This is a genomic window from Amycolatopsis sp. WAC 01416, from assembly GCF_003947485.1.
Taxonomy (GTDB): Bacteria; Actinomycetota; Actinomycetes; order Mycobacteriales; family Pseudonocardiaceae; genus Amycolatopsis.
Map to the genome: position 1 here is coordinate 88,406 of NZ_QHHX01000012.1, position 26,723 is coordinate 115,128.

At 68.7% G+C, this 26,723-nt stretch carries 25 protein-coding genes; 15 read left to right on the top strand and 10 right to left on the bottom strand.

The features are described 5' to 3' along the window. The first annotated feature begins 64 nt into the window (after positions 1-64). From DL990_RS35120 to DL990_RS35135, 4 genes are read left to right on the top strand one after another with little or no spacing between them, the layout of a single operon-like run. Positions 65-1,024 carry a ring-cleaving dioxygenase gene (locus DL990_RS35120; RefSeq protein WP_125801289.1) on the top strand — a complete coding sequence of 320 codons (960 nt, stop codon included), beginning with the start codon at positions 65-67 and terminating at the stop codon, positions 1,022-1,024. Beyond that, positions 1,021-1,653, top strand: coding sequence for an alpha/beta hydrolase (locus DL990_RS35125; protein ID WP_125782228.1), 633 nt, complete (start codon positions 1,021-1,023; stop codon positions 1,651-1,653). The genes DL990_RS35120 and DL990_RS35125 overlap by 4 nt, the downstream gene beginning before the upstream one ends. A gap of 9 nt (positions 1,654-1,662) precedes the next feature. Then, complete coding sequence (locus DL990_RS35130) at positions 1,663-2,811, top strand: dipeptidase (protein WP_125801290.1); 1,149 nt, start codon at positions 1,663-1,665, stop codon at positions 2,809-2,811. A 37-nt stretch (positions 2,812-2,848) separates the two neighbouring features. Beyond that, positions 2,849-3,205 (top strand): lipopolysaccharide assembly LapA domain-containing protein, encoded by a 357-nt coding sequence (locus DL990_RS35135; protein WP_125782224.1) that lies wholly within the window; start codon positions 2,849-2,851, stop codon positions 3,203-3,205. Positions 3,206-3,241: 36 nt separating this feature from the next. On the opposite strand, the gene DL990_RS35140 is transcribed toward DL990_RS35135, so the two are convergent. Further along, complete coding sequence (locus tag DL990_RS35140; protein WP_125801291.1) at positions 3,242-4,189, bottom strand: AraC family transcriptional regulator; 948 nt, start codon at positions 4,187-4,189, stop codon at positions 3,242-3,244. Between the two features lie 82 nt (positions 4,190-4,271). Between DL990_RS35140 and DL990_RS35145 the strand changes: the two genes are divergently transcribed. Then, the gene (locus tag DL990_RS35145) at positions 4,272-4,670 is read left to right on the top strand and encodes a pyridoxamine 5'-phosphate oxidase family protein (RefSeq protein WP_125782221.1); all 399 of its coding nucleotides are present in this window, start codon (positions 4,272-4,274) and stop codon (positions 4,668-4,670) included. Here the strand turns inward: DL990_RS35145 and DL990_RS35150 are convergent. Next, positions 4,633-5,502, bottom strand: coding sequence for a maleylpyruvate isomerase family mycothiol-dependent enzyme (locus tag DL990_RS35150; RefSeq protein ID WP_125801292.1), 870 nt, complete (start codon positions 5,500-5,502; stop codon positions 4,633-4,635). The two genes, DL990_RS35145 and DL990_RS35150, sit on opposite strands and share 38 nt — an antisense overlap. A gap of 80 nt (positions 5,503-5,582) precedes the next feature. On the opposite strand from DL990_RS35150, the gene DL990_RS35155 reads away from it, so the two are divergent. The 8 genes from DL990_RS35155 to DL990_RS35190 all read left to right on the top strand — a co-directional run bounded on the left by DL990_RS35155 (position 5,583) and on the right by DL990_RS35190 (position 17,569). Then, positions 5,583-6,365, top strand: a complete 783-nt coding sequence (locus DL990_RS35155; RefSeq protein ID WP_125782217.1) for an Abi-alpha family protein — start codon at positions 5,583-5,585, stop codon at positions 6,363-6,365. Positions 6,366-6,372: 7 nt separating this feature from the next. Further along, a complete protein-coding gene (locus DL990_RS35160; RefSeq protein WP_125782215.1) occupies positions 6,373-7,617 on the top strand; it encodes a DUF445 domain-containing protein in 1,245 nt (414 codons plus the stop codon). A gap of 353 nt (positions 7,618-7,970) precedes the next feature. Next, positions 7,971-10,943: a patatin-like protein gene (locus DL990_RS35165; protein WP_125782213.1), complete on the top strand. Its 2,973-nt coding sequence runs from the start codon at positions 7,971-7,973 to the stop codon at positions 10,941-10,943. A 235-nt stretch (positions 10,944-11,178) separates the two neighbouring features. Further along, the gene (ectA, locus tag DL990_RS35170) at positions 11,179-11,670 is read left to right on the top strand and encodes a diaminobutyrate acetyltransferase (protein ID WP_125801293.1); all 492 of its coding nucleotides are present in this window, start codon (positions 11,179-11,181) and stop codon (positions 11,668-11,670) included. Between the two features lie 38 nt (positions 11,671-11,708). Next, complete coding sequence (gene ectB / locus DL990_RS35175; RefSeq protein ID WP_125782210.1) at positions 11,709-12,959, top strand: diaminobutyrate--2-oxoglutarate transaminase; 1,251 nt, start codon at positions 11,709-11,711, stop codon at positions 12,957-12,959. A 44-nt stretch (positions 12,960-13,003) separates the two neighbouring features. Continuing rightward, positions 13,004-13,393: an ectoine synthase gene (locus DL990_RS35180; protein ID WP_007033454.1), complete on the top strand. Its 390-nt coding sequence runs from the start codon at positions 13,004-13,006 to the stop codon at positions 13,391-13,393. Between the two features lie 24 nt (positions 13,394-13,417). Beyond that, positions 13,418-14,317: an ectoine hydroxylase gene (gene thpD / locus DL990_RS35185; RefSeq protein WP_125782208.1), complete on the top strand. Its 900-nt coding sequence runs from the start codon at positions 13,418-13,420 to the stop codon at positions 14,315-14,317. 459 nt (positions 14,318-14,776) lie between these two features. Beyond that, on the top strand, positions 14,777-17,569 hold the full coding sequence (locus DL990_RS35190) for a BTAD domain-containing putative transcriptional regulator (RefSeq protein ID WP_125801294.1): 2,793 nt from the start codon (positions 14,777-14,779) through the stop codon (positions 17,567-17,569). Positions 17,570-17,846: 277 nt separating this feature from the next. On the opposite strand, the gene DL990_RS35195 is transcribed toward DL990_RS35190, so the two are convergent. From DL990_RS35195 to DL990_RS35220, 6 genes are all read right to left on the bottom strand, one after another. Then, a complete protein-coding gene (locus tag DL990_RS35195) occupies positions 17,847-18,497 on the bottom strand; it encodes a DUF4190 domain-containing protein (protein ID WP_125801295.1) in 651 nt (216 codons plus the stop codon). 161 nt (positions 18,498-18,658) lie between these two features. After that, positions 18,659-19,543: a hypothetical protein gene (locus DL990_RS35200; protein WP_125782202.1), complete on the bottom strand. Its 885-nt coding sequence runs from the start codon at positions 19,541-19,543 to the stop codon at positions 18,659-18,661. Continuing rightward, on the bottom strand, positions 19,540-20,016 hold the full coding sequence (locus DL990_RS35205) for a hypothetical protein (protein WP_125782200.1): 477 nt from the start codon (positions 20,014-20,016) through the stop codon (positions 19,540-19,542). The genes DL990_RS35200 and DL990_RS35205 overlap by 4 nt, the downstream gene beginning before the upstream one ends. Positions 20,017-20,108: 92 nt before the next feature. Continuing rightward, positions 20,109-20,543 carry a hypothetical protein gene (locus tag DL990_RS35210; RefSeq protein ID WP_125801296.1) on the bottom strand — a complete coding sequence of 145 codons (435 nt, stop codon included), beginning with the start codon at positions 20,541-20,543 and terminating at the stop codon, positions 20,109-20,111. A gap of 7 nt (positions 20,544-20,550) precedes the next feature. After that, positions 20,551-21,267, bottom strand: coding sequence for a cell envelope biogenesis protein OmpA (locus tag DL990_RS35215; RefSeq protein ID WP_233598697.1), 717 nt, complete (start codon positions 21,265-21,267; stop codon positions 20,551-20,553). 503 nt (positions 21,268-21,770) lie between these two features. Next, the gene (locus DL990_RS35220) at positions 21,771-22,619 is read right to left on the bottom strand and encodes an SGNH/GDSL hydrolase family protein (protein WP_125801297.1); all 849 of its coding nucleotides are present in this window, start codon (positions 22,617-22,619) and stop codon (positions 21,771-21,773) included. A 273-nt stretch (positions 22,620-22,892) separates the two neighbouring features. On the opposite strand from DL990_RS35220, the gene DL990_RS35225 reads away from it, so the two are divergent. Continuing rightward, a complete protein-coding gene (locus DL990_RS35225) occupies positions 22,893-23,576 on the top strand; it encodes a DUF3159 domain-containing protein (protein ID WP_125782194.1) in 684 nt (227 codons plus the stop codon). A gap of 107 nt (positions 23,577-23,683) precedes the next feature. Here DL990_RS35225 and DL990_RS35230 read toward each other — a convergent pair whose 3' ends face one another. Next, positions 23,684-24,634 (bottom strand): N-acetylglucosamine kinase, encoded by a 951-nt coding sequence (locus DL990_RS35230; protein ID WP_125782192.1) that lies wholly within the window; start codon positions 24,632-24,634, stop codon positions 23,684-23,686. Further along, positions 24,631-25,674 carry an SIS domain-containing protein gene (locus DL990_RS35235; RefSeq protein WP_125782190.1) on the bottom strand — a complete coding sequence of 348 codons (1,044 nt, stop codon included), beginning with the start codon at positions 25,672-25,674 and terminating at the stop codon, positions 24,631-24,633. The genes DL990_RS35230 and DL990_RS35235 overlap by 4 nt, the downstream gene beginning before the upstream one ends. A 140-nt stretch (positions 25,675-25,814) precedes the next feature. Here DL990_RS35235 and DL990_RS35240 point away from each other — a divergent pair, with 140 nt between their 5' ends. Next, the gene (locus tag DL990_RS35240; RefSeq protein ID WP_125782188.1) at positions 25,815-26,570 is read left to right on the top strand and encodes a GntR family transcriptional regulator; all 756 of its coding nucleotides are present in this window, start codon (positions 25,815-25,817) and stop codon (positions 26,568-26,570) included. Positions 26,571-26,723 lie beyond the last annotated feature (153 nt).

Consider the following 26,723-nt stretch of genomic DNA (forward strand, 5'->3'; position numbering starts at 1 on the left):
ATCTTGCGCGCGAGAGGTTATCGGGCTAGCTTGATTTCATCGGCTACCGGAGGAAGGGGCCACCATGTCGATCAAGACCTCGGGCCTGCACCACGTCACCGCCATCGGTGGCGATCCCCAGCGCAACGTGGATTTCTACACCCGGGCCCTCGGCCTGCGGCTGGTGAAGACCACGGTCAACTTCGATGACCCCGGCACCTTCCACCTTTACTACGGCGACGGCGCGGGCAAGCCCGGCTCGCTGATGACGTTCTTCCCGTGGAGGGACGCGCCGAAGGGCCGTCACGGCACGGGCCAGGCGACCACGACGTCGTTCTCCGTGCCGGAGGCGTCACTCGGCTGGTGGAAGCGGCACCTCGCCGAAAGCCGTGTCGAGACCAGCCAGATCCGCAACTCCGACGGCGAGGAGACGCTCACCTTCGCCGACCCGGACGGCCTGAAGCTCGCGCTCGTCGCGCATCCGCAGGGCGACCCGCGTGACCCGTGGGACACGAAGCTCGTGCCCGCCGAACACGCGATCCGCGGCCTGCACTCCGTCACGCTCTCGGTGTCCAAAGAGGACGCGACCGCCGGGATGCTGACCGACGGGCTCGGCCTGACCTTCGAACACCAGGAGGGCAACCGCCTGCGGTTCTCCGCCGGTGAAGGCGGCCCCGGCGCGCTCGTCGACGTCCTCGTCACGCCGGACGCCCCGCGCGGGCTGGTGGCGGCGGGCACCGTGCACCACGTCGCCTGGCGCGCGCCGGACGAGCGGACCCAGGCGGCCTGGCGCGACGAGCTGATCGACGACGGCGTGAACGTCACGTCCATTTTGGACCGTCAGTACTTCCGCTCGATCTACTTCCGCGAGCCGGGCGGCACCCTGCTCGAGGTCGCGACCGACGAACCCGGTTTCGCGATCGACGAGCCGCTGCTCGAACTCGGCCGCGCGCTGAAACTGCCGCCGTGGCTGGAGCCCGAGCGCGAAGACATCGAGGCGATGCTCCCGAAGCTCGACCTCCCGAGCGAGAACAACCCGCGATGACGGACCTGGCGCACAAGTACGTCGAAGGGTCGCCCGACGAGCCGGTGCTGCTGCTCCTGCACGGCACCGGCGGCGGGCCGGACGACCTCGTGCCGATCGCCCGGCAGCTGAGCCCGACGTCGGCGCTGCTCGCGCCGGCCGGGCCGGTGTCGGAACACGGCGCGGCCCGGTGGTTCCGCAGGCTGGCAGAGGGCGTTTTCGACCACGAGGACGTCGTCTTCCGCGCGAACCAGCTGGCCGGCTTCGTGCTCTCCTCGCGCGAGGAATACGGCCTCGGCGATCGGCGGCTGGTCGCGATCGGGTTCTCCAACGGCGCCAACATCGCCGCCGCGGTGACCCTGCTCCGGCCGGACGCCGTCGGGGAGGCCGCGCTGTTCGCGGCGATGTCTCCGCTTCCTTCGCCGCCACGTCACGATCTGTCCGGCACGCGGGTGTTCCTGTCGAACGGCGAGCACGATCCGATGGCGCCGCCTGCCTCGGCGGACGCGCTGGTCCGCGACCTGCGCGAGCGCTCCGCGGACGTCGTCGCCCACCGCCATCCCGGCGGGCACCAGATCACCGGCAACGGTTTGGTAGCGGCCGCGGGGTGGCTCAACGGGGGGCGAGGAGAGCAAAGCACGGGTACGTAACATCGTCGGATGACTAACGGGGACCTCGTCCGCGCCCAGGCCCTGCTCGAGAGGGTGCTCCTCGCGGACGGGCACAACGATCTGCCATGGGAGCTGCGGGTCACGACCGGGCCGGATCCGGTCGCGGCCGTGGCGGGCACGGATCTCACGGTCCGCCAGCCGCATCTGCACACCGACTTCCCGAAGCTCGCCGAAGGCAGGCTCGGAATGCAGTTCTGGTCCGTCTACGTGCCTTGCCAGTTCGAGGGGCACAGCGCGGTGACGGCGGTGCTCGAACAGATCGAGATCGTGCACCAGATGGCCGAGCGGTACCCCGATCGCCTCGCCCTCGTGGACACCGCGGACCAGGCCGAAGCCGCCTTCCGCGACGGCAAGATCGCGTCGCTGCTGGGCGCCGAGGGCGGCCACAGCATCGCGGAATCCCTTGGCGTGCTGAGGATTCTGCGCCGCCTCGGCGTCCGCTACATGACGCTCACGCACAACTACAACACCACCTGGGCCGATTCCGGCACCGACGAACCGGCACACGGCGGGCTCACCGAGTTCGGTCGTGACGTGGTCCGCGAGATGAACAAGATCGGCATGCTGGTCGACCTGTCGCACGTCGCGCCGAGCACGATGCGCGCCGCGCTGGAGGTCAGTTCCGCGCCGGTGATCTTCAGCCACTCCTCGTGCCTCGCGGTCAACGACCATCCCCGCAACATCCCCGACGACGTCCTGGAAACCCTGGCCGCCAAGGACGGCGTCGCGATGGTGACGTTCGTGCCGGGCTTCATCTCGCCGAAGGTCGCCGAGTGGGACGACCAGCTGCGCCAGGACATGGAAGCCGCGGGCAAGGACTACCGGAACATCGACCAGCGCACGAAGTTCACCGCGGAGCGAGGCGGGCCCGAGAAGCCGAAGGCGGGCATCGACGACGTCGTCGCCCACATCGAGCACGCGCGCGAAGTGGCCGGAGTCGACCACATCGGACTCGGCGGCGACTACGACGGAGTCGCGACGCTGCCCGAAGGCCTCGAAGACGTTTCGAAGTACCCGGTGCTGTTCGCCGCGCTGCTGGAACGCGGCTGGAGCGAAGAGGACTGCGCCAAACTGGCCGGGAGGAACACCTTGCGCGTGCTGCGCGCGGCGGACGAGGTCACCCGTTCGGACGCTTGAGAGCGCGATCAAGCCTGTTTCGGCGGACACTGTCCGCATGACGCAGCCGCAGGAGGGTGCCGCCGAGGTTCCGGTCAACCCGTCCGACACCGCGGGCGGCGGACGCCACAGCGGTAAGTTCGACGCCGCCCCGAAACTCAAACGGACCAGGGTCAGCGGTACCTGGATCGCCGTCATCGTGGCGTTGATCGTGCTGGTGTTCCTGCTCGTGTTCATCCTGCAGAACCAGGACACCGCCACCGTGCACTTCCTCGGCATGTCCGGCAGCATGCCGCTGGCGGTCGCGATGCTGTTCTCCGTGATCGCCGGCGGCGTGCTGGTCGCGCTCGTCGGCGGCGCCCGGATCCTGCAATTGCGCAAGCAGGCCAAGAAGTCCCGGCATCAGCTGCGCTGAGTGCCTGGTGGGTTCACGCGTTTCGTCGCTTTTGAGCTACGTCTTGAGCTCCGCCGACCGGCGCTGAGGGACGCCGCGCCGGAACTCGCTCGGGTTGACGCCGCGCACGCGTTTGAACGCCGCGCTGAACCCGAACGGATCGGAGTAGCCCACGGTGCGGGCGATGTCGGAGATGGTCGCGGATCCCGGACCGGCCAGCAGGTCCGCCGCGAGCGTCATCCGCCAGCGGGTGAGGTAGGTCAGGGGCGGTTCGCCGACCAGGTCGGCGAACCGTTTCGCCAGTGTCGACCGCGAGACCCCGGTCCGCCCGGCCAGCGCGCCGACCGTCCACGGCGCGGCCGGTTCCGCGTGCAGCAGCCGTAACGCGTCGCCGACCACGGGATCCCGCTGCGCGGCCCACCAAGCCGGGGGCCGTCCGCCTGGCCGGTCGAACCATTCGCGCAGTGAACAGACCAGCAACCAGTCCAGCAGCCGGTCGAGGACCACCTGCTGACCCGGCGCGTCGATGGCGACCTCGGCGGCGACATGTTCCAGCACGGGGTCACCCGCGCCACCGGAGTCCACCCGCAGCACGACGGGCAGCGCGTCGAGCAGCGGTCGGCCGATCTCGCCGCGCACCGGATACGCGCCGACGATCAGGGACGTCTCCCCGCCGGGATCGTCGACCCAGCCGAGACGGTGCCGCGTCCCGCCCTGCTCGGGCGTCGCGCAGTGCTCGCCGCACGCGATCGGCTCGGCCGAGGTGCCGACCTCGTCGACGAAGGTGAAGGTCGAAGGGCCACGCACGATGGCCGACTCGCCCGCGCGCAGCGGCTCGGGCGGACCGTCCTCCGGCACGATCCAGCCCGCCCCGGTGAGCACGGCGCACAGGGTGAGCGGCGCACCGTCCACGAAGTGCAGCGACCAGGGCGGGGACAGGGTCGAACTGCCGAACAACGAACCGTGGGACCGCACGCCGCGGATCAGGTCACTGAAGACGTCCACCCCGGCGGGGTTAGACGAATACACAGGCGATCCGGCCTTTCACCTATGGGCACGTCCAAGTCCGCCGGGTTGAATCGAGGCCATGCTGACCACTGACGACCTCGAATTCCTTCGCCGCCCCCTGCACGGGTTCCTGACCGTGGCGGGCGGCCCGGTCCGGCCGGTGTGGTTCGAGGCCACCGGCGAAGGCGCGATCCAGCTGTTCACCCCGCGTGACTCGCCCAAGGTCCGGCGGCTGGACGACGATTCCCGCGCCTCGATCATCGTGGCCGCGCCGGTGGGCGAACGCGAACGCTGGGTGTCGGTCGCCGGCCGCGTCACGGTGGAGCCCGGCGGGGCGCACGAACTGGCCGCCCGCCTCGCCGAGCGCTACTGGGACCTCGAAGACCCGGCCCACTCCGGCGAACTCGCCGGGATCCAGAGCCTGGATCTCGTCCGGCTCGTCATCCGGCCGGAGAAGGTGAGCCGTTACCTGATGTGATGATCGACGTCATCCCGAGCAGGATGGCGCAAACGTTTTCGTCGCCCTTGGCGGTGACCCGGTCGCGGTCCGCCGGGTTCCGGGTGCAGAGTCGCCAGAAGGTGTCCGCGTCCGTCGTCACCGAGGCCAGCGGCGAGCGCGACGTCGGCGCGACGCGGTCGAGCGCCCAGCCGTCGGCGGTCCGCTCGGCCGTCCACTTCCCGCCGCCCTGACCGGTCACGGTGTAGCCGACCTGCCTGCCGGCGCGCGCGTCGACGTCACGCAGCGTGTGCGGCAGCGCCCGCATGAAGGTGTCGACCACCGGCCCGCGGAACTCTTTCTCGTCGAGCGTCCGCGCGCCAACGGCCTCGCGGATCTGCTGCTGGTGCACCCAGAACTCGGTGTACTCCCGTGCGACGTCGAGCCAGACCGGCGCCGGTTCGCCCCCGGCCCAGCTCACCGGCTCGCCGACGGCTTCGAGGTCGGCGCGGCCCCACATCTCGGCGATCTGAGAAGTGCTGTCCACCAGCATCGCGAACAGCACTTCGGGGGACAGCCGACGGCACGCGACGACCCATTCGTCGTTGATCCGGTCGATGAAGTCCTCGAACCGTTCGCCCTCGCGCGGCGCCGTCGCCCGGTAGTCGTCGCGGTCGCGGGACAGCCTGCCGAGTTTGTCGCCAAGGATGTGGGCGGCGAGATCGTGCACCGTCCAGCCCGTGCACACCGTCGGCGCGGCCCACTGCGCCGCGTCCAGACCGGTGAGCACGTCGAGCAGAGCCTGCTCCTCCCGCGCGAACAGCGGGAGGACGTCGATCGGCGGACCCCAGCGCGTGAAGCTCATGCTCTCCATCCAAACACCCACGTCGATCACAATTTCGGCCATTCGGCCTACTCGCAGGTAGCATCAGCGCGAACGTGAGGGGAGTGCCCGTGAGCAACGAACGACCCGCCGGTGACGACCTGGCCGCTTTCGCCAAACGCGCGGGGCAGCTGGCGGGCTGGGCCGCCCGCACGGGCTTCGAGTTCACTCGCAAACTCCCCGGCGTCGAAATCGCGGAGCAGGTGATCAAACAGGGCGAGCGGCAGCTGCTTTCGGAGCTGCGCCGCCGTCTCGACGAGGTCGACGACCCGTACCACGCCGCGCTCACCGCCGCGTCCGCGATGAACCGGCCCGCCGCCGACGGTGCGCGCCCGGTCGAAGCGACCATCACCCTCGTGCACAGCCGCGCCCAGCTCGAACCGCTCCGCGCGGCGATGGCGGAACTGCTCAACCACTCCATCGGCTTCGGCCGCGAGCGGGCCCGCGAGTACCTCTACGCGATCATCCTGCGGCAGCTCACGCCGGACGAGGCCCGCATCCTTTCCGCGCTTTCCGACGGCTCGCCGTTCCCCGCCGTCGACGTCGCCGAGCGGACCAACCTCGGGGGTGCCGGGCGGTTCGTGCTGCGCAACGCCTCCACCGTCGGCAAGGCCGCCGGGGTGTCGCTGCCCGACCAGGTGCCCGGCTACCTCACCAGGCTGATCGGGCTCGGCCTCGTCGAGCTGGACGAAGAGGTGCCCGCGCTCGAGACGCAGTACGAGATCCTGCTGACCGACGAGACCGTCCGCGAGGCGGAGAAGTCGGTGAAACGGGTCAAGTTCGTCAAACGCACGGTCCATATCTCCCGGCTCGGCGCCCAGTTCTGGCAGGCCTGCGACCCGAGCGCCGGCTGACCTCGGCATGGGTGCGTTCCTCGACGGGATCCTCGCCGACTTCGGACGGCACTGGCCGCTCTACGTCTCCATCCCGATCGTCGCCGCCCTGATCGGCTACACCACCAAACTCGTCGCGATCCGGATGATGTTCCAGCCGGTCGAGTTCGTCGGGATCAAGCCTTTCCTCGGCTGGCAGGGCATCGTGCCCAAACGCGCCGCGCGGATGGCGAGCATCGCCTGCGACACGATGACCGAGCAGCTGATCAAACCGGCGGAGGTCGTCGCCAGGCTCGATCCGCAGAGAATCGCCAAGGAGATCGAAAAACCGCTCCAGGCGGCCGTCGAGGACATCGTGCGCGACGTCGCGGCCCACTATCAGCCGGGGCTCTGGGAATCGCTGCCGGTGAGCGTGCAGCGGCTGGTGATCCAGCGCGTCCAGGCCGAGTCGCCGCGCATGGTCGCGGCCGTGCTGGAGCTGATCAAGTCCGATGTGGACAGTGTGTTCGACCTCAAGGGCATGGTGGTCACCGCACTGGTCAAGGACAAACGGCTGCTGAACCGGATCTTCCAGGAGGCGGGCGACAAGGAGTTCAAGTTCATCGCCCGCTCCGGCATCTTCTTCGGCGGCCTGATCGGCGTGATCCAGATGATCGCGTGGATCCTGTTCAAATTCCCGCTGATCATGCCGCTGTTCGGGCTCTTCACCGGCTGGTTCACCGACTGGCTGGCGCTGCGGATGATCTTCTATCCGATCGAGGAACGCCGGTACTTCGGCGTGCGCTGGCAGGGCCTGTTCCTGAAGCGGCGCGGCGAGGTCGCCGAGGCGTACGGCGCGCTGATCGCGAAGGAGATCATCACCCCGCACAACGTGATCGAGGCGGTGCTGCACGGCCCGCTTTCGGACCGGGTGCTCGGCCTGATCCAGCGCCAGCTCGACGAACAGCTCGGCCGCCGCGTCGGCGTGGGGAAACCGCTGGTGGTGTTCGCCGTCGGCAGCAGGCGGTATCAGGACATGAAGCTGAACATCGCCGAGAAGATCATGGACAAGCTGCCGGACACCATGCGGTACATCGAGGACTACGCGAACGAAGCGATGGACATCCGGAACGTGCTGGTGACCAAGATGAAGGAGCTGTCGCCGCGCGAGTTCGAAGGCCTGCTGCGGCCCGCCTTCCAGCAGGACGAATGGATCCTGATCGCGACCGGCGCCGCCCTCGGCTTCGCCGTCGGTGAGGCGCAGGTCCTCCTTCTGGAGCACTTCGCCGCCTGACCCCCACGCGTTTCGTCACCTACTTGCGAGATTTCGCGTTCGGGGCCATCGCAAGTAGGTGACGAAACGCGAGGGCCCTTCACGATATCCCACGGACCGGGGCCTGGCATCAACAGCAGCCGGAACCCACATAGGTACCTAAGACACCCTTGGCTCACCCAAAACACTCACGACCCCCTGGTGTCCCGGACCGAACGCGGGAGGGCACGTATCCAGGCACAGCGACCGCGCACCTGATTGCGGGGGCGTGAAACCGCCCTTACGGGCGAACGAATTCCGGCACTAACGGTGGTACACCGGTTCGCCCGTCCGGTCTAAGGTGCTCGGTGCACAAAGCCTTGGGGAGGGCGCACATGGCCGACGCGGGGAGTCCGTGGCCGCAGGAGATCCGGCTGGCGATGACCATGGTGGGCGGGGCGAGTCTCGCGGTCTGGATGGGCGGGGTCGCCACCGAGACCTCACATCTGCTCCAGGCGTCGAGAACGGCGGAAGCCGAAGGGCCGTACCGCGCACTGCTCGATCTGCTCAACGCCACCGTCTCGCTCGACGTGCTCACCGGCACGAGCGCGGGCGGCATCAACGCGGCGTGTCTCGGGCTGGCCGAGGCGTTCCGGTCGAGCCCGCAGGTGCTGCGTGACACGTGGATCAGCACGGGCTCGCTCGACAACCTGATCCGCGATCCCGGCGAGAAGGAACCGCGTTCGCTGCTCGACGGCGACAAGGTGCTGCTCGGTGACTTGAAGGACGCGCTGCACCGGATCACCGACAAGGCGACGGTGAAACCCGACTGCCCGGACATCACCGTCCTGCTCACCGGCACGATGATCGACGGCGAGACGACCAGGTTCGACGACGCGCTCGGCAACCTGGTGCGGGACACCGAACACCGCCTCCTGTTCCGCTTTGATGGTCCTTTGTGGACGGATGACGTGGTCGGCCCGCTCGCGCTCGCGGCCCGGTCCACCGCGTCGTTCCCCGGCGCCTTCGAACTTTCCCGCATGCCGATCGGCGAGAAGACCGGCCCGTTGCATCCGGACATGACCAGGTACACCGACGTCACGCGGTCGCATTGGCTGACCGACGGCGGGGTGCTGCTGAACAAGCCGTTGCGCCCGGCCCTGCGGGAGATCTTCGAACGGCAGTCGCATTCGGACGTCCGGCGGTTGCTGCTGTACGTGGTGCCGACGGCGGAACGCGAGGCCGAGCGGGTCCCGGTCGATCCGGAGCGGCCGCCGTTGCTGGGCAGCGCGATGAGCAAGGTCGTCGGCACCGTGCTGAGCCAGACGATCAGCGCCGAACTCGAGGATCTGACGCGGCACAACGACGCCGTCGTCCGTACCAGGGGAACCCGGGTCTCCCTTGCCGCGATGGGGGTTCGCGGCGGTCCGGAGACGCTGGTCGACCAGCGGCTGATGAACGACTACCGCGATCGGCGGGTGCAGGAGGACGCCACCGCGCTGGTCCGCGACGCGACCCGCGGGCTCTCACTGTCCGATGTGGAGGATCAGGGCCGTCAGTGGGCGTCCGGGACGGCGGCGCAGCTGCGCGCGGCCGCGGCGGCCGGGCTGCGTGACGGGCTGCCTGCCGAGCCACCGAAGGACACCTGCGAACTCGACGATCTGATCGCCTTCCGCACCACCGCGCTCGACGATTCGGTGGCCACCGGACTGCAACTGGTGAACGCGGGTTTCCGGCTCGATCCGTCACCCGAGCAGGCGGTCCAGCTCAACCGTTGCCGCGTGCTGCTGCACGAGGCGCGGCACAAGGCCGCGCGGGGGAAACGGCTCACGGGCTGGGTCGCCGAACAGGATCCACCGGCGGCAGACGCCACGCTGGCGGCCTGGATCGAGGGGCTGGCCAAGGAATGGGCCGCGCTCGGCCGCGCGGACACGCTGAAGGAGGCGTGGCCGCTCGTGGTCGCCGCGCTCCGGCAGGCGACGCCGATCCTTTTGCCGTTGGCGCAGGCGAAACCCGACACCGAAGCCGCCGACACGGTCAGCACGCTGCTGGCGTGGACGGGGCTCACCACGGACGAAACGAGCGCCAGCGACGCGATCGTCACCTCGCGGCTGGTGCGCCTGCACATCGCGACCAGGGGACTGCTCGCGCAGCCGCCGTCGGTCGACCAGCGGGTGGATCTCGTCCAGGTGAGCGCGGATTCACGGACTCTGCTGGACATGAAGCGACGCCGTTCGTGGGACAAGCTCACCGGTATGCAGGCCGACTACTTCGGCGCTTTCTACAAGGCTTCCTGGCGTGCGAACGACTGGATGTGGGGCCGGGTCGACGGCGCGGGCTGGCTGGTCCAGTGCCTGCTCGACCCGAAGCGTCTGCGGCTGCTGCGTGACGTCGTCGGACGGGAGGCGTTCCGGACGCAGGTGCGGGACACCTTCGAGAAGATCGGCTGGCGGCAACCGGGGACCGAAGACGGGCTGTCGCAAGAGGAAGCAGACGCCCTGCGCGGGCAATTGGCCGAGGAGCTGGCTTTCCTCGGTCTCGACGGTGAGCTCGCCGACGTGGAAGCCGAAGCCGCCCTGCCGATCAGCATGCCGGTGACGGCGATGGTGCTCGCCAGGGTCCGGCAGCTGGAGATCGCGCGCGAGGAGCTGCCCTGCGTCGGACTCCACTGTGGACACGACGTGAAGACGGCCAAGGGGAACGGGAAACCGTCGGAACGGTTCCGGCGCCTGATCGAGAACGAGCCGGAAACCGACGAGCAGACCCAGCGTGCGTTCCAGGCGTGCCAGGTCTCCGGCGAACGGTTCGAACACGAACGCGGGACGATGCTGCTGACGAAGACCCTGGTCAAGGCCGGTGCCGCCGGGCTCAACGCGGCCGCGGGGGCGACACGGGTGCCGAAGTCGGTCCAGCCCGCCGCGACCTTCGCCAAGGCCGCCGGCCGCAGCGCGTGGTGGATCACGCGCGGGGCGGCCACCCTGCCGTCACCGTGGAACGTGCTCGCCGCGATGATCACCGTGCTGGCCGGGTTCGTCATCGGCGGGCAGGGCGGCCCCGTCCTGCAGTGGGTCGGCGTGCCGGTTGCCGCGGGCGCCATCGTGTTCCTGGTGGTCAGCCTGATGACGTTGCGCAAGACGTGGCGGATGGTGCTCACGGTGCTCGGCGTGCTGGTGGGGGCCGCGCTGCTGTTCGCCGCGTTCCTGCCACCCGTCCGCGAGCCGCTGTTCGGCTGGCTCGGCGACGTCGTCGCGGGCTGGCGGCGTGGCGAGGCGCCGGTCTGGTGGCTGGTCGTCTGCCTGCTGCTCGTCCTGCCCGCCGTCTGGACGCCGATCGGTTCCGTCTTCCGGGGGCGTGCACGCCGCAAATAGCCCTCTTCTTGCGGTAACAGGGGCCCGAATCGCGCCCTGACCCTGCGACGAAGTGGTAACGGTTGGTATCGTCACATGCAGTGAGACCGCACCGTGGCGGCCTTACCCACAAGTGCTGCGCTTCAAACGTTACCGTTACCTTTGTCACGTGTGTTTCAGGGTTGTTGCAGGTAGCCGCGTTGCCGCCGCCCCGCTGATCTGACCGCGCCTGAATCCTCCGGTACGTTTCTTGGACATGTCCGGAAAGCACTTGATCGAAAACCCGACCAAGGCGGACGGTGCCGCGCTCTGGAGAATCGCCCGCGATTCGAAGAAGCTCGATCTCAACACGCCTTACGCCTATTTGCTGTGGTGCCACGATTTCGCCGACACCTCGGTCGTCGCGAGAGTCGACGGTACCCCGGTCGGCTTCGTGATCGGGTATCGCAAGCAGGACACCGGCTTCGTGTGGCAGGTCGCGGTCGACGCGTCCCAGCGAGGAAAAGGCCTGGCCGGAGCCCTGCTCGACGAGCTGTTCAGCCGTCTGACCGCCCAGGGCGTGCGGTACCTCGAAACGACGATCACCCCGGACAACGAGGCTTCGATCCGGTTGTTCGCCTCGTTCGCCAAGCGGTGGGATGCCACCGTGGAACGCCAGGAGCTGTTCTCCGCGGCGGATTTCCCGGCCGAGGAAGGAACGCATGAGCAGGAGGACCTGTACCGAATCGGTCCGCTCAGCAGTCAATAGAACGTAAATCCGGGGATCTCAGGGAGAAAGAAATCGTGATGAGCATTTTCGAGGAGCTCGAATCCGAAGTACGCAGTTACAGCCGCGGTTGGCCCGTGGTGTTCGACAGGGCGCAGGGGAGCTACCTGTACGACGAGGACGGCAAGGCCTATCTCGACTTCTTCGCCGGCGCCGGCGCGCTCAACTACGGGCACAACAACCCCGCGCTGAAGCGGGCGCTGATCGACTACATCGCCCGTGACGGCGTGACGCACGCGCTCGACATGTTCACCGTGGCCAAGCGGGACTTCCTCCAGACGTTCAAGGAGAAGATCCTTCAGCCGCGCGAGCTCGACTACAAGGTCGTCTTCCCCGGCCCGGGTGGCGCGAACGCCGTCGAGGCCGCGCTGAAGCTCGCCCGCAAGGTGACCGGCAAGGAATCGGTCATCAACTTCACCAACGCCTTCCACGGGATGACGCTGGGCGCCCTCTCGGTGACCGGCAACTCGATGAAGCGCGGCGGCGCGGGTGTCCCGCTGGTGCACGCCACCCCGATGCCGTACGACAACTACTTCGACGGCTCCATCCCGGACTTCCTCTACTTCGAGAAGCTGCTCGAAGACTCCGGCAGCGGCCTGAACGAGCCCGCCGCCGTGATCGTCGAGGGCGTGCAGGGCGAGGGCGGCATCAACGCCGCGCGCGTCGAATGGCTCAAGGCGCTCGACGAACTGTGCAAGAAGCACGGCATCCTGCTGATCCTCGACGACGTCCAGATGGGCTGCGGCCGCACCGGCCCGTTCTTCAGCTTCGAGGACGCGGGCATCAAACCCGACATCGTCTGCCTCTCGAAGTCCATCGGCGGCTACGGCATCCCGATGGCGCTGACGCTGATCCGCCCGGACCTCGACGTCTGGGAGCCGGGTGAGCACAACGGCACCTTCCGCGGCATCAGCCCGGCGTTCGTCACCGCGACCGAGGCGATGCGCGTCTACTGGAGCGACGACGAGCTGGAGAAGTCGACCAAGGCCAAGGGCGAGCGCGTCGCCGCCGCCTTCCAGGGCATCGTCGAGGCGTACCCGGACGCGAACCTGTTCGCGAAGGGCCGCGGCCTCGCCCGGGGCATCGAGTTCGCCAACGGCGACCTCGCGGGCAAGGTCTGCGCCGCCGCGTTCGAGCGCGGGCTGCTGATGGAGACCTCCGGCCCCGACGGCGAGGTCATGAAGGTCCTCCCGCCGCTCACCCTGACGGACGACGAGCTCACGAAGGGCCTCGCGATCATCGACGAGGCCGTCTCCGCCGTCCTCACCTGACCCGACCTGACCGCCCACAACCAGGAACGAGAAGGAGTTTTCCGTTGCTTGTCAGAACACTCGACGAGGTCACCGACACCGACGCCGACATCAAGACCCCGAACTGGCGCAGCAAGCGCATCGTGCTGGCCAAGGAGGGCGTCGGCTTCTCGGTGCACGAGACCACGCTGTACGCCGGGACGGTCAACGACTTCTGGTACGCGAACCACATCGAAGCGGTGTTCATCACCTCCGGTGAAGGCGAGCTGGAGAACACCGCGACCGGCGAGGTCTTCCAGCTGAAGCCGGGCACGTTGTACCTGCTCAACGACCACGACAAGCACCAGGTCCGGCCCAAGACCGAGATCAAGTGCGTCTGCGTGTTCAACCCGCCCATCACCGGCCGCGAGGTCCACGACGAAAACGGCGTGTACCCGCTCGTCACCGAACCCTAGAAATCGCTCGAGGAGGCGACTGCATTGACGCTGACCGACACCCGAGTCGACGACAGTTACCCGACCCGCATCACGGGTAAGCCCGAACATCTGCCCAGGACGCACCCCACCGTCTGGGGCGGCGAGGCCGACGGTCCCCTGGACGCGGCCACTCTCGCCAACCACGAAACGCGTGGTTACACCGTCGTCGACCAGTTGCTGTCGCCTGGCGAGGTCCAGACGTACTGGCAGGAACTCGTCCGGATGTCCTCCGGCGACCACAGCGGCGACGAGCGCGTCATCACCGAGGCCAAGACCGGTGAGGTCCGCTCCATCTTCGACGTCCACGAGACCAGCGAGCTGATCGCGGAACTCGTCCGCGACCCGCGCGTCCTCGACCGGGCCCGGCAGATCCTCGGCTCCGAGGTCTACATCCATCAGAGCCGCGTGAACTACATGCCCGGCTTCAAGGGCACCGGGTTCTACTGGCACTCGGACTTCGAGACCTGGCACGCCGAAGACGGCATGCCCGCGCCGCGCGCGGTCAGCTGCTCCATCGCGCTCACCGACAACTACCCGTTCAACGGCGGGCTGATGGTGATGCCGGGTTCGCAGCGGAGCTTCGTGCAGTGCGCCGGGGAAACCCCGGAGGACAACTACAAGAGTTCGCTGAAAGAGCAGCGGGTCGGTGTGCCTCGCGAAGAGGACATCACCACACTCGCCGCCGAATACGGGATCGACCAATTCACCGGACAGGCCGGTTCGGCGCTCTGGTTCGATTCGAACGTGATGCACGGTTCGTCGAACAACATCACGCCGTACCCGCGGTCGAACATCTTCCTCGTGTTCAACAGCGTCGAAAACGCGCTGCGGGAGCCGTTCGCCGCGATCGAACCGCGTCCGGCGTTCATCGCCGGCCGCGACTCGACTCCGCTGTCGCGCTGACGAAACCGCAGGTGGCGAAGGCCATGACGGGGCGCCTGTAGCCGTCGGTGTGCGCCCTGTTACGTTGTCGCCACGTGAGCGGGCCAGTGGGCTCGCTCACGTAGGTGTTGTCGACGGCCGAACGGGTTCTTCGCTCGGGGTGAGCCCACCCGGACGGACGTGGACGCCGATGTCCGGTGTGGGTCGCGCCCCCAGGCGGCCCAAATCGGACATCCCCCGGCTCCGTGCCATCAGATCGGGACTGATGGCACGGAGCCTTTTCATTTCCTCGGCGGTCGCCCCTCACGCGACGCGCCCAATGTGGCATTGGGGACACTCAACGTCCCCAATGCCACATTGGGCGCGTTTGTCCGTATCGGTGACCTGGAGCGTCGCACGAGGCTTTTCTGGTTGGCGGCGTCTTCGCGCGGTAGGTTGGCTACTCCGGTAAGGGGAGAGATCGGAGGAGGGGGGCTTGTCATGGGCGAAAGCGGTTCCCCTGCCCGTTTCCAGCTCCTCGGTCCCGTACGGCTTCTCGACGGCGATCGCCCGGTCCCCGTCGGCGGCCCCGGCGTCCGCGGTCTGCTCGCGTTGCTGGCGCTGAAGGTCAACAAGGTGGTCGCGCTCGACGAGATCATCGACGCGCTCTGGGGTCACGATCCGCCCGCCACGGCCCGCACGATCGTCCACGGCAACGTCTCGCATCTGCGGCGCGTGCTCCGCGACATCCAGGGCGACCATCCGCGCGGCGCCCGGATCCTCACCGCCCCGCCCGGCTACCAGCTCACCGTCGAACCAGGCCGGATCGACGTCCACCGTGCCCGGTCGCTGCTGGAGCGGGCTTCTGCCGAAGATCCGGAGAAGGCGTCCGAACTGCTCGCCGAGGCCCTCGCGCTGTGGCAGGGGCCGACACTGGCCGGGGTTCCGGGTTCGGTCCGCGCCCCCGAACTGGAGGATCTGCGGCTCGCCGTCCACGGGGCCAGGGTCGACGCGGATCTCGAACTCGGCAGGCACGCGGAACTGATCGTCGAGCTCAGCCCGCTGGTCCGCGCGAACCCGCTCGCCGAACGCACGGCCGGTCAGCTGATGCGCGCGCTCTACCACGCCGGGCGCCGCGGCGACGCGCTCGAGCTCTACCGCACGGTGTCCCGGGCGACCTTGCGCACCCTCGGCGTCGAACCCGGCGCGGATCTGCGCTGGCTGCACGAACGTGTCCTCAACGACGACCTGCCGGTCAAGGTCGTCGCGGAACCGAAGGCCGAGTCGGCGCCCGTCCAGCAGCTGCCGCCCGCCGTGCCGAACCTCGCCGGGCGCGAGGCCGATCTGGCCTGGCTCGACGAGCTCGCCGAGCGGGCAGAAGCGGGCGAGACGGCGGTCGGCGTGGTCACCGGGACCGCCGGCATCGGCAAGAGCAGCCTGGTGGTGTGGTGGGCGCATCGCGCCGCCCGGCGCTTCCCCGACGGCATCCTCTTCGCCTCGCTGCGGGGTTTCGATCCGCATCATCCGCCGCTGGAACCCGCCGATCTGCTCATCCAGTTCCTGCTCGGGCTGGGTGTCCCCGCCGAGGGGGTGCCCGAGCAGGTCCACGAACGCATCGCGCTCTACCGGTCGATGATCGCGGGCCGCCGGATGCTGGTGATCCTCGACAACGCCCGCACCGCCGAGCAGGTCCGGCCGCTGCTGCCGCCCGGTTCGCGGTCGATGACGCTGGTGACCAGCCGTTCCCGGCTCGACGGGCTCGCCGTGTCCAACGCCGCCAAACTGCGCGTGCTCGGCACGCTCGCGCCCGGTGACGCCGTCCGGCTGATCGAGGAGCTCGCCGGTCCCGCCGGATTCGACCTCAACCACGCGCTCGCCCGGCTCTGCGGCTATCTCCCGCTCGCGCTGCGGATCGCGGGAGCCCGGCTCGCCGCCAGCGCGCAGTGGTCCGCGCAGGATCTGGTCGACGAACTCGGCAACGAACGCACCAGGCTGGCCGCCCTCGACGTCGACGGCCCGGACGACGGCGTCCGCGCGGCGTTCGACGTTTCGTTCCGGGGGCTGCCGCCCGAGGTCGCGAACACGTTCCTGCGGCTCGGCGTCGTCCAATGCGTTTCGGCCGGTTCGCATCTGACGGCCGCGATCGGCGGGATCACCGTCGCCGAGGCGCGACGGCATCTGCGGGTGCTCGCCGCGCACAACCTGCTCGCCGAAACCGGCCGCGACTCGTTCGTCCCGCACGACCTCGTCCGCCTGTTCCTGCGCGAACTGGCGGAGAACGAACTCGACGAGGCCGACCGGGAAGACGTCCTGACGCGATCGGTGCGGTTCTATCAAGCCGTCGCCGACCGGGCCCGGCGCAAGATGCTGCGGATCGTCGATCCGCTGGACTTCACCGGCGCGCTGACCGACGCGCAGACGCCGCCGATCACCTCCTTCACCGACGCGCAGGACTGGTTCACCGCGGAATGGGAGAACCTCCTGGAGGTCCTCGAAGCCGCCCGTGCCGGCGGCCGCCACGACGACGTCTGGCGGCTGGCAAGGGTCGCGCACACCTATCGCGCGGTGTATCCGCTGCTGGACGAGTGGCGGCGGCTGATCGAGATCGGGCTGGAGGCCGCCGAGCGGTCCCGTGACGTCCTCGGCCAGTGCTGGATGCTGATCTCACGCTGCGCCATCGCGCTCACTTTCGAACTGCCGCAAGGGTGTCTCGCCGACGCCGAACGCGCGCTGGAACTCGCGACCGCGATCGGCGACGACCGGCTGACGGTCTCCGCGAACATCCACCTCGGCTCCGCGCTGACCTTGCTGGGACGGTACGACGAGGCGATCAGGACGTTGCGGCAGGCGGTCGAGGAGACCGACCGGACCGGCGATCTCGAACTGCGCGGGCAGGCGCTCAACAACTGCGCCGAGGCGGAAAAACGAGCGGGGCGATTCATCGAGGCGATCGGGCATCAGGTCGCCTCGCTGGAGATCGACCGGACCCTCGGCGACGAAAGCTACGTCGTCGTCTCGCTGAACAATCTGGCCGAATTGAGCATGCGGATCGGCGAACTCGCCGCCGCCGAACGGTACGTCTGGGAGGCCGTGGACCTGACGATCAGCAGACGGTTCGTCCTCCAGGAAGGCGTACTGCGGCTGACACTGGGCCGGGTGCTGCGGGCCGGGTCGGATGTGGACGGTGCCCGCGAGCAATTCGCGTTCGCGCTGAAAATCCTCTCGGACGCCAATCCGAAACTCGCCGGACTCGTCCGTGCGGAACTCACGGACCTCGGCGAAGTCCGTGAGTGATCCTTAGCGGATTCTTAGTGGCCTCGCGGCTCGCGCGCGTAGGGTCCCGTTCAGCGTCGATCGAGCCCTAGGGGAGGGGCACGCGATAAGGATCGGCGCTCGGGCGGGCCCCTTCTCACGGCCCGTCTGAAGAGTCGCCAGGAGCGGCTCGTGGCGGTCCGGCCGGTGGAGGTGGGGGCGATACCGGCCGGCCGCCAGGCGACACCTCGCGATTCGGCACCTGATCGCGAGGGTCGCGCACGCGGCACCTCGCAAGTAGGTGCCGAATCGCGGGGAGTCAGCCGGTGCCGGCGGTGCACAGGGCGATGGTCTGGCCCTTGTTCTCCGCGACCTTCCGGCCGTTGACCAGGATCGAGCAGGCGATCTGGTTGCTGACCGACGAGTTCCGGGTGTCCGCGGTGACCGTGAGCAGGTATTCGCCCGAGTTGAAGGACGCCGTGCCGCGCCATTCGTCGGTGCTCGCCGGGGTCGTCTCGGTGCGCTGGTCGTTGAGCGAGCCGAAGCGGACGGTCGCGCCGCCCGAAGCGCTGACGACGAACTCGACGGTGTTCTTGTCCCCGGCGACGGCCGGGATGTGCAGTCCCGACTCGCCGGTAGCGAAGAAACTGGTGTAGACCAGTAACCCGCCGGCGGCCACCAAACCGGCGATGGAAAGCGCGAGCCCCGCGATCCCCATTCCCTTCTTGTCGGCTTCACCCTTCTTGATTTTGGTCAAACCGATCACGGAAAGAGTCAACCCGATTACGGCGAGCGGCCATGCGGCGATCCCCACGACCGGGACGAAGGCGACCCCGAGCGCCGCGAGTCCGACCAGGAAACCCGCGACGACCAGGCCGTTCTTGGGTTTCCGGTGCCTTGTACCGTGCGCGGCGAACCCAGGACCATAGCGGGTGGCCGGCGGGTGCGGGAGTGGTGGATCGGTCGGCATACATGCCCTTTCGGAGGCTTCCGTCCGAAGACGTTAACCCATCGTTCGGGGTAATGGCCGAAATTGTTACCTGCCGGAAAAAGTCATCATTCAACGATGATCAAGCGAATACCGATATTTTCTGACGAGAATTGTGGCATCGCCGAATGTCGGAAACCCGATCACTGATCGAACAGGCTGACTTCCGGGGTGATCTCCAGCAGTTCGTGCACCGGGCGGCCACGGCGGCCGTCGATGGTCGTGGTGCGGACGACACGCAGCCGCGCGGTCACCGGCCGGTCCAGGTTCTCCTTGATCTCGTCGAGCAGATCCGGCGCGACCGCGCCCTGGATCGTGCCGCCCGATTCGCGTTCGAGATAGAAGATCCGGCGCCGGGTGCGGACCCCGTCCAGCCTGCCGCTGACCGTCTCGTAGCCGACGGCCTCCCGCGACTCGCGCAGGCTCCCCGACAGGATCCTCGCCTGCTCGGTGGTCATGCTGCGGGTCAGCTCGTCGCCGGCGGTCGGGGTCAGCGCCATGCCGATCCCGGCGTGTTTGCTGACCGCGTTGACGATGTCGCTGACCGCGTTGCGGACGGTGTCACGCTGCAGCAGCACCGCGTCCAGCGCGCCGTCGTCGGAGCCGTTGGCGGGCAGGAAGTCGCACAGTTCCTTGACCGCGCGTTCGGACAGCGACTCGAGCCCGTCGTGGATGAGCGCGTCGTCGAGCGCCGGTTCGGGGAAACCGAAGAAGATCGCGTTGCCCGCCTGGCCGCGCTGGATCAGCGGGGCCTTTTCCCGGTCCGCGGGCTGGACGAAGGTCACCTCGCCCGACGGGTTGCGGATGATGTGCCCGATCTTCGCCGTCGCGTCCTGCAACGCGCGGCTGATGTCGGAGAAGGTGTACGCGTCCAGATGCGACTCGCCGAGCACGGACACGCGAAGCAGCGGCGAACGCGACGTCCGCTCGAACTTCGCGTACGCGGCCATCGCCGACGCGCGGGCGAGGTCGTCGAGCCAGGTGCCGCCGGGGATCTCGTCGGCGATACGCCGGAATTCGTTCCTCACCAGATCACTTCCGGAATTCCCCTGCCACCCGATGCCCACACTTCCTCCCAGATCTCCTCGTCGCCGGGGCGGCAGAGGAAGCCGTCGAGCATCCCGCCGACGGGCTGGACCTGGTCGAGATACATGGCGGGCTGGCCGACGATGACCCCGCGCAAGGTCAGCAGCCCGTACAGCGCCGAGCGGCCCGCGTCGTCGAGCCGTTTGAGCGCGCCCCATTCGTCCGGGATCAGCACCACGTCGAGCCCGATCGGCGCGTGCGGGGTCCTGGCGGTCAGATCGCCGCCGATCCACGCCCGGCCGGTGGGCATGATCCGCCGGGCGACACCCAGGTAGCTGTTCAGCGCGCTGAACAGGATCTCGCGGTCGTTCTGATGCGGCGCGTCGAACACCAGCCGCTCGTAGACATCGGCCAGATCGGCGGGATGGCGGCCCGGAGGCAGCAGGTTGTGCGGCGTCCAATAGGGGAGCGCCAAATCGGAGCCTCCTTCGTGTGCCGGAGCTCTCGATCGAAGAAACGTATCCGGCGTCACGCTCACAGTGCGTAGCCGAATTTACCAGGCGGGTGTCAGCCGCCCTGCCCCGGCCGGTGCTCGGGCGCGCGTCGGGCGGGCGGCCAGTCCTCGTCGCTCGGCCAGACCGGTTCGGGTTCGTGACCGCTCTCGCCGTTCTTGGCGGCCGGTTCCGGCTGCTCCGGGTGGTAGCCGTGCACCAGCTCCGGGGTCAGCTGCCCCTCACGGTGGCCTTCCGCCTCCTGGTCGAACGGCTCGTCGTCTTCGTGGATCCGCGCGGGCGGGATGAACTGCGTCCGTTCGGTGGACAGCAGTTCGGGCACCGGCTCGGGTTCCGGTTCGTGTGCGACGGCGCGTACCGGCTCGTGCGCCACCGGTTCGGCGGCCGGACGCTCACGTCGTTCGCCGCGCATCAGCAGCCAGGTGACACCACAACCGAGGGCGAAGGCGATGAGCAGCCAAAGCCAGATCTGCCCGAAAAGCCAGAGCATTCAGCCATCACCTCTGTTCTGCCGTGATGCCGACGCGGCGGCCCTCGCCGCTCGCGCCGTCGGAGTTCCTGCGCTGGGTGGAGTACGCCTGGTCGCGTTTGACCCCGTTGCGCTCCAGTAACCGCTCCACCGTCAGCGCCCGGTTCAGCGCGAGCCGCCGGTCCGAACCGGTCGCCACCTGCCCGGTGATCCGGAACCGCAGATCGGCGGGGGCGTCCGTGAGCAGCTTCGCGATCTCCAGCGCGCCGCGCTCGCCGTCCGCGGTGAGCTCGGTGGTGTCCGGTTCGAACGTGATCGGCGTGGCCGTCAGCATGCGGTCGAGCTCGGCCTGGAACCCGGCCTTGTCGGTCGGCTTGGCCGACGTCGGCGTCGGGCTCGGCGACGGACTCGGCGGCGGCTGGCTCGACGGTTCGCCGCTGGTCGTCACCGGACCGGCCGGCGGGGCGGTGTCACCGGAGATCTCGACCGTCCGGACCCCGTCGATCCGCTGGATGGCGTCCATCGCCTGCGCGGCCTTGTCCGGCGGGAAGCCGGCGAGGTTCGCGTCGCGGCCGGAGAAGCTCACCTGGCCGCCGGAGACGCCCACGTCGGCGAGCGCGTCCTTCGCGCGCGCCGTCAGCTCGGCCTCGATGTCGTCCGAGGCCGACCAGACGGTGATCGCCGTCAAGGCGAGCGTGACCAGCAGCGCTGTAGGCAGCAAGCGGCTCCAGCGTGTACCGGGCATGAAGGGACTGTAAGCCGCGTTCGGCCGGTTAGCGAACCGGCTTTCGTCACGTCCGGCCTAGTGTTCCGCCACTGTCGGGGCTGCTCCGCGAGAGGCGGTCGCACGTCTCTGGCCTGCGACGTCGGGGGCGTCCGGGAAGGGTGGCAGACCGCGCGCCGGCGCCGGCTCGGGTGCGCCGGACGGTCAGTACATGACCCTTCTGGGTGACACCGACCGAGGGCGCGGGGTGGGTTTCGCGCGCTAGCTCCAACTTTCGGCACCGTGGTCGCTCGAAGTACGTGAAGGGGTCCTTCCTTGCGTCTAGCGCTGTGAAGGGGTCCTTCATGTACTTGTGGGAAGGCCTTCGCGTGCCATCGTTGTGACTGGTGGGGCTACTGGGCTAGAGGCGTGTGTTCCCGAGTCCGTGAAGGACTCCTTGAGGGACCCAGAGTCCCTCAAGGAGTCCTTCACGGACCGCGGTCCCGCGATCAGCCGAAGCCAGAAGGTACTTAGGCCGCCGTGCTTCAGCTCGCGTGGTGGTGGATCTCCCGCGCCGGGCGCAGCTGTTCCGCCGGGAGCGAGACGCCCGTCGCGTCGATCTGCTCCAGCGGGAGCAGCGGCGCGAGCTGGGGGCGCTTCGGGGACAGGCCGTCGCCCATGGACTCTCCCCTGAGCTGACGCCGGATCCACGGCAGCAGATGCGCCTTCGTCCACTCGAGGTCGGAGCGGCGCGAAGTGATCCAGGTACTCGGCTCCTCGGACGCCGGCCACGGCTCACGCCAGTCGTCGGCGGCCGGGACGCCGAGGACCTCGGCCGCGCGCAGCGCGATCCGCCGGTGGGCCTCGGGGGTGAAGTGCAGCCGGTCGTCGCTCCAGGCGCGGCGGTCGTGCAGCGGGGCCATCGCCCACATGTCGACCATCTTGGCGCCGTGCCGGTCGGCGATCGCCCACAGATGCGCGTTGTAGATGCCGACCTTCCCCCGGAGGACGTGCATCACGGACAGGTATTTGGTGTCCGGCCCGTTGAAGATGAGCACCGGGATCCCGGCCTCGCGCAGCTTGGCGACCCCCGCCTCCAGCCGCGCGGCGACGGCGTCCACGTCCGCGCCGGGCACGATGATGTCGTTGCCGCCCGCGCACAGGGTGACCAGGTCGGGCTTCACCGCCAGCGCGATCGGCAGCTGCTCTTCGAGGATCTCGTCGAGCATCTTCCCCCGGAGGGCCAGGTTCGCGTACTGGAAATCGGGCCTGCCTTCGGCGAGGATCTCCGCCAGCCTGTCCGCCCAGCCCCTGAAGCTGCCGTCGGGCAGGTCATCGTTGAGTCCTTCGGTGAAGCTGTCACCGATCGCCACGTAGCTGTCGAATCCGTACACGTTGGGTCCCCTTCCGTCCGTGTGCCCCCGGTTGGTACTTGTACACCACAACTAACAGCTGAGAGCGCCCCTGCAATCCCATCCGAGCGAAACCCGTGGTTCAGGCCGTTGACACAGTCTCTTATTTTGTCGGACGTCCATGCATCCCCATTACCGGGATGTACACGTCTGCGCAGCGCGGATTCCCCTCAAGTGGGCGTAAACCGGACAGGGTATGTGGCGAACGTCTCCCCGCCCGGGTGTTCGGGGTCATGGATCCGGCAGGCTGTAAGGGTGACCTCACGACCCCCGCGCGAGTCGCTCGCCCAGATCCTCGGCGGGCGGCGTGGCGCCATCGACGCGAGCATCCCGCCCGCGGCCTTCGTCCTCGGCTGGCTGATCGCGGGCCAGTCGATCGCCTGGGGCGCCGGGGTGGCCATCGGGGTGGCGGTGCTGCTCGGGGTCTACCGGGTGGCGCGCGGAGACAAGGCCCGCGCGGTCGTGGTGAGCCTCGCCGCGGTGATCGCCGCCGCGCTGATCGCCCTGCACACCGGCCGCGCCGAAGACTTCTTCCTCATCCAGCTGCTGTCCAATGTGGCCAGCGCGTTGCTGTGGGCGGCCAGCATCGTGGTGCGGTGGCCGTTGCTCGGCGTCGTGGTCGGGCTCGTCATCGGGCAGAAGACCCGCTGGCGCCGCGACCCCGCGTTGCTGCGCGCGTATTCGCGGGCGAGCTGGGTGTGGGTTTTCCTGCAGTACACGCTGCGGGTCGCGGTGTACGGCTCGCTGTGGTGGAGCGGGCAGGTGGTCCCGCTCGGCATCGCGCGGACGGTGCTGTCCTGGCCGCTGGTCGCGGTGACGGTCGCCGTGAGCGGCTGGGTGCTGTACCGCACGCTGCCCCCGGAACATCCCGGTCTGCGGGTGGTGGAAGAGAACGGGGATTCCTCGGATTCCGAGCCGGATGGGCTACCCAGGACATAAGGCGGCCCCCGGCGAGGGGGGAGGGTCCGGGGGCCGGGTCCTACGGTACCCGGAGTTCGGCCCCGGAGTCGATGGTTTGGTCTTTTCGGGCTCGTTTTGGGTGTTTTTCAGCGTGGCGCCGGTCTCGGGGCGTCTTCCCCATACGCCTCGACGGCGGCGAGCCAAGCGGCACCGAGTACCCCGTCGGTGCTGGTCAGCGCCTCGATCCCGGTCAGTTCGGCACGCACTTTCGCCCCGACCGGGCCCTCCGGCGACAACACACTGCCCACGAGGACGATCGGCGTGGTTTCGCCGGGATCCCGCGCGGCCATGACGTTCGTCACCAGAAGGGCGGCCGCCCGGGTGGTGATCTCATCCGCCGCGGGGTCGCCTTCGCGGTCGGCCTCGCTCACGAACGGGGCGAACCTGGCGAGCCGGATCGGTGCCTCGGAGTTGGCGCTCGTGATGAGCGCGTGCCGCAGCGGGGCCCGGTCGCTCGCGGGGTCCACTGCGGACGGTCCGAGCGCTTCGGTGAGAACGGAGCGCGCGAGCGGGCCGAGTCCGCCGCCGCGGCTCAGTACATCCAAAGTGGAGCGAACGGCTTCCCTGCCGAGCCAGTACGCGGAACCTTCGTCACCCAGCAACCAGCCGTAGCCGCCGGCGGTCGAGACCATCCGCCTGCCGCGGACCCGGCCGGCGATCGACCCGGTGCCCGCCACGAGAACCGAACCGTCCGGCGCGGAAGTGGCCGACGCGTAGGCGACTTCGGGGTCGGGGACCGTCCGCACCGGACTGATTCCCAGGTCCTTCCAAGCGGCTTCGAAGATCTCCGCGACCGCCGGATCGCTCAGCTTGCTGACCCCCGCCATGCCGACGACGCACGCCTTGGTCGCGGCCGGGTCCAGCCCGCCCAGCGCGCCGGCGATCGCGCTCGCGATCCGCGCGGCGGCTTCCGATGGCGGATGGGAGTTGGGATTCGCCCCGCCCGCGCGCCCGGTCCCGAGGACGGCGCCGGAGGCGTCGACCGCGATCGCTCGCGTCGACGTGCCTCCGGCGTCCACACCGACGACGTGGGTCACCGGGTCTTGGTCACCTTGAGCAGCCCGCGCGGGCTGTCGGGGTCACCGCCGCGTGCCAGCGAAAGGCCGAGCGCGATCCGCTGGATCGGCAGGATCTCCAGGATCGGGGCGACCTCTTCGGCGGACGGCGCGACACCGATCCGGAGCGCGGCGGGGACGTCGGCCGAAGCGGAGCCGACCGCGAGTACGTCCGCGCCGCGTTTGCCGACGGCTTCGAGGACCTCCTGCATCGCGCCGACGCCGTGGCCCTGACTCGTCACGGCCAGCACGGCGGTCTCGCCGTCGACCGCGGCGACCGGACCGTGCAACAGGTCCGCGCCGCTGTACGCGCGGGCGGCGAGGTAGCTGGTTTCGGCCAGCTTCAACGAACCTTCCAACGCCGTGGCGTAGGAGTAGCCGCGGCCCGTGGTGAGCACCCGGTCGACGAAGCGGTAGCGGTCCACCGCGCGCTGCACGCCTTCTTCGGAGCCGTCGAGGGTCTGCTCCGCGAGCTCGCCCAGCTTCTTCGCGTCCTCACCCTTGCCGCCGCGGACCGCGTCGATCAGAAGGTAAAGCGAAAGCAAGGTGGCCGAGTACGTCTTCGTGGCGGCGACGGCCTTTTCCAGTCCCGCGCCGATGTCGACACCGAGTTCGGCGGCGGCGCGCAGCGGCGAGGACAGGGTGTTGGTGACCGAGACGGTCAGCGCTCCCTGGCGACGCGCGGTTTCGGTGACCTCGATGAGATCCGGGGAACCGCCGCTTTGGCTTACTGTGATGAAGAGAACGTCCCGCAGATCGGGACGGGCGCCGTACAAAGTCGCGGTGGAGGGCGAGACGAGACCGCAGGGGAGACCGAGGAGTACTTCGATCAGGTACTTCGCATACAGCGCGGCGTGGTCGCTGGAGCCGCGGGCGGCGAGCAGTGCGAACCTGGGCGGGCGCTTGGAGATGGCTTCGGCCACCTCGGCGATTTCGGCCTGTCGCTCCACGATTCCTGCCAGAATGGCGGGTTGCTGGGAGATCTCCGCGGCCATGTGCTCGCCGGGGCGCTGTTCGGTCATCTCGTTCCCTTCGACCGGGACGTACTTCGTCCCCCGAGTAGGTCTAGACCAATGCTAGCCCGAATGGACGTTCGTGGAGAAGGGTACGTTTCCTAGCGGGGACGGTGCGCGTTCGAGTGGGAAGGCTTAGGGAGTCGGTCATGTTGGAGACAACCACCGCGAGTGAGGCGGGCGCTACGGCAGGGATGCGCGGACAACGCGAACCCAAGTACTGGGCGCTGAAACAGCATCTGCTCGATCTGCTCGACGCGTTGCCCCCGGGTTCGCCGATTCCGACGGAACGGGCGCTCGCGGGAGAATTCACCGTTTCGCGCACCACGGTCCGGCAGGCCCTCGCCGACCTGACCGCCGAAGGCAGGCTCCACCGCGTACAGGGCAAGGGCACCTTCGCCGCCGAGCCGAAACTCGCGCAGCGCCTCCAGCTGTCGTCCTACACCGAGGACATGCGCAAGCAAGGCCTCAAACCGTCTTCGAAGCTCCTCGAGATCGACGAGCTACCGGTCGAGGCCGACCTCGCGAAACTCCTCGGAGTCCGCGTCGGTGCGAAAATCCTTCGCCTTCGGCGTCTCCGGCTGGCCGATTCGCAGCCCATGGCACTCGAGACCACGCATCTCCCACTCGGCCGCTTCCGCGGTTTGCGCAAACACGTTTCCGCAGGTGGCTCGCTGTACGCGGTACTGAGGGAGCACTACGGCGTCGAGCTCGAAAGGGCCGAGGAAACCATCGAGACCGCCCTCGCCGGACCGCATGAGGCGGAGATGCTCGGCGCCGATGTCGGAATGCCGATGTTGCTCCTTTCGAGGCATTCCTTCGCCACCGACGGAAAACCGGTCGAGTTCGCGCGAGCGATCTACCGGGGCGACCGTTACAAATTCGTCACCACGCTGCTTCCTTGAGGCGCGCTGACTGCTCTTTGAGCGCGCGCTGACGGAAACGTTTCGCAGGGCGCGGGCGCCCTACAAAACGTTTCCGTGGCCTTCGGCCAAAAGAGGGCGCGCGCTGTGCGGACTCCCCGTCGCGCTGACGCGCTTCGGGGAGTCGGGTCCGCC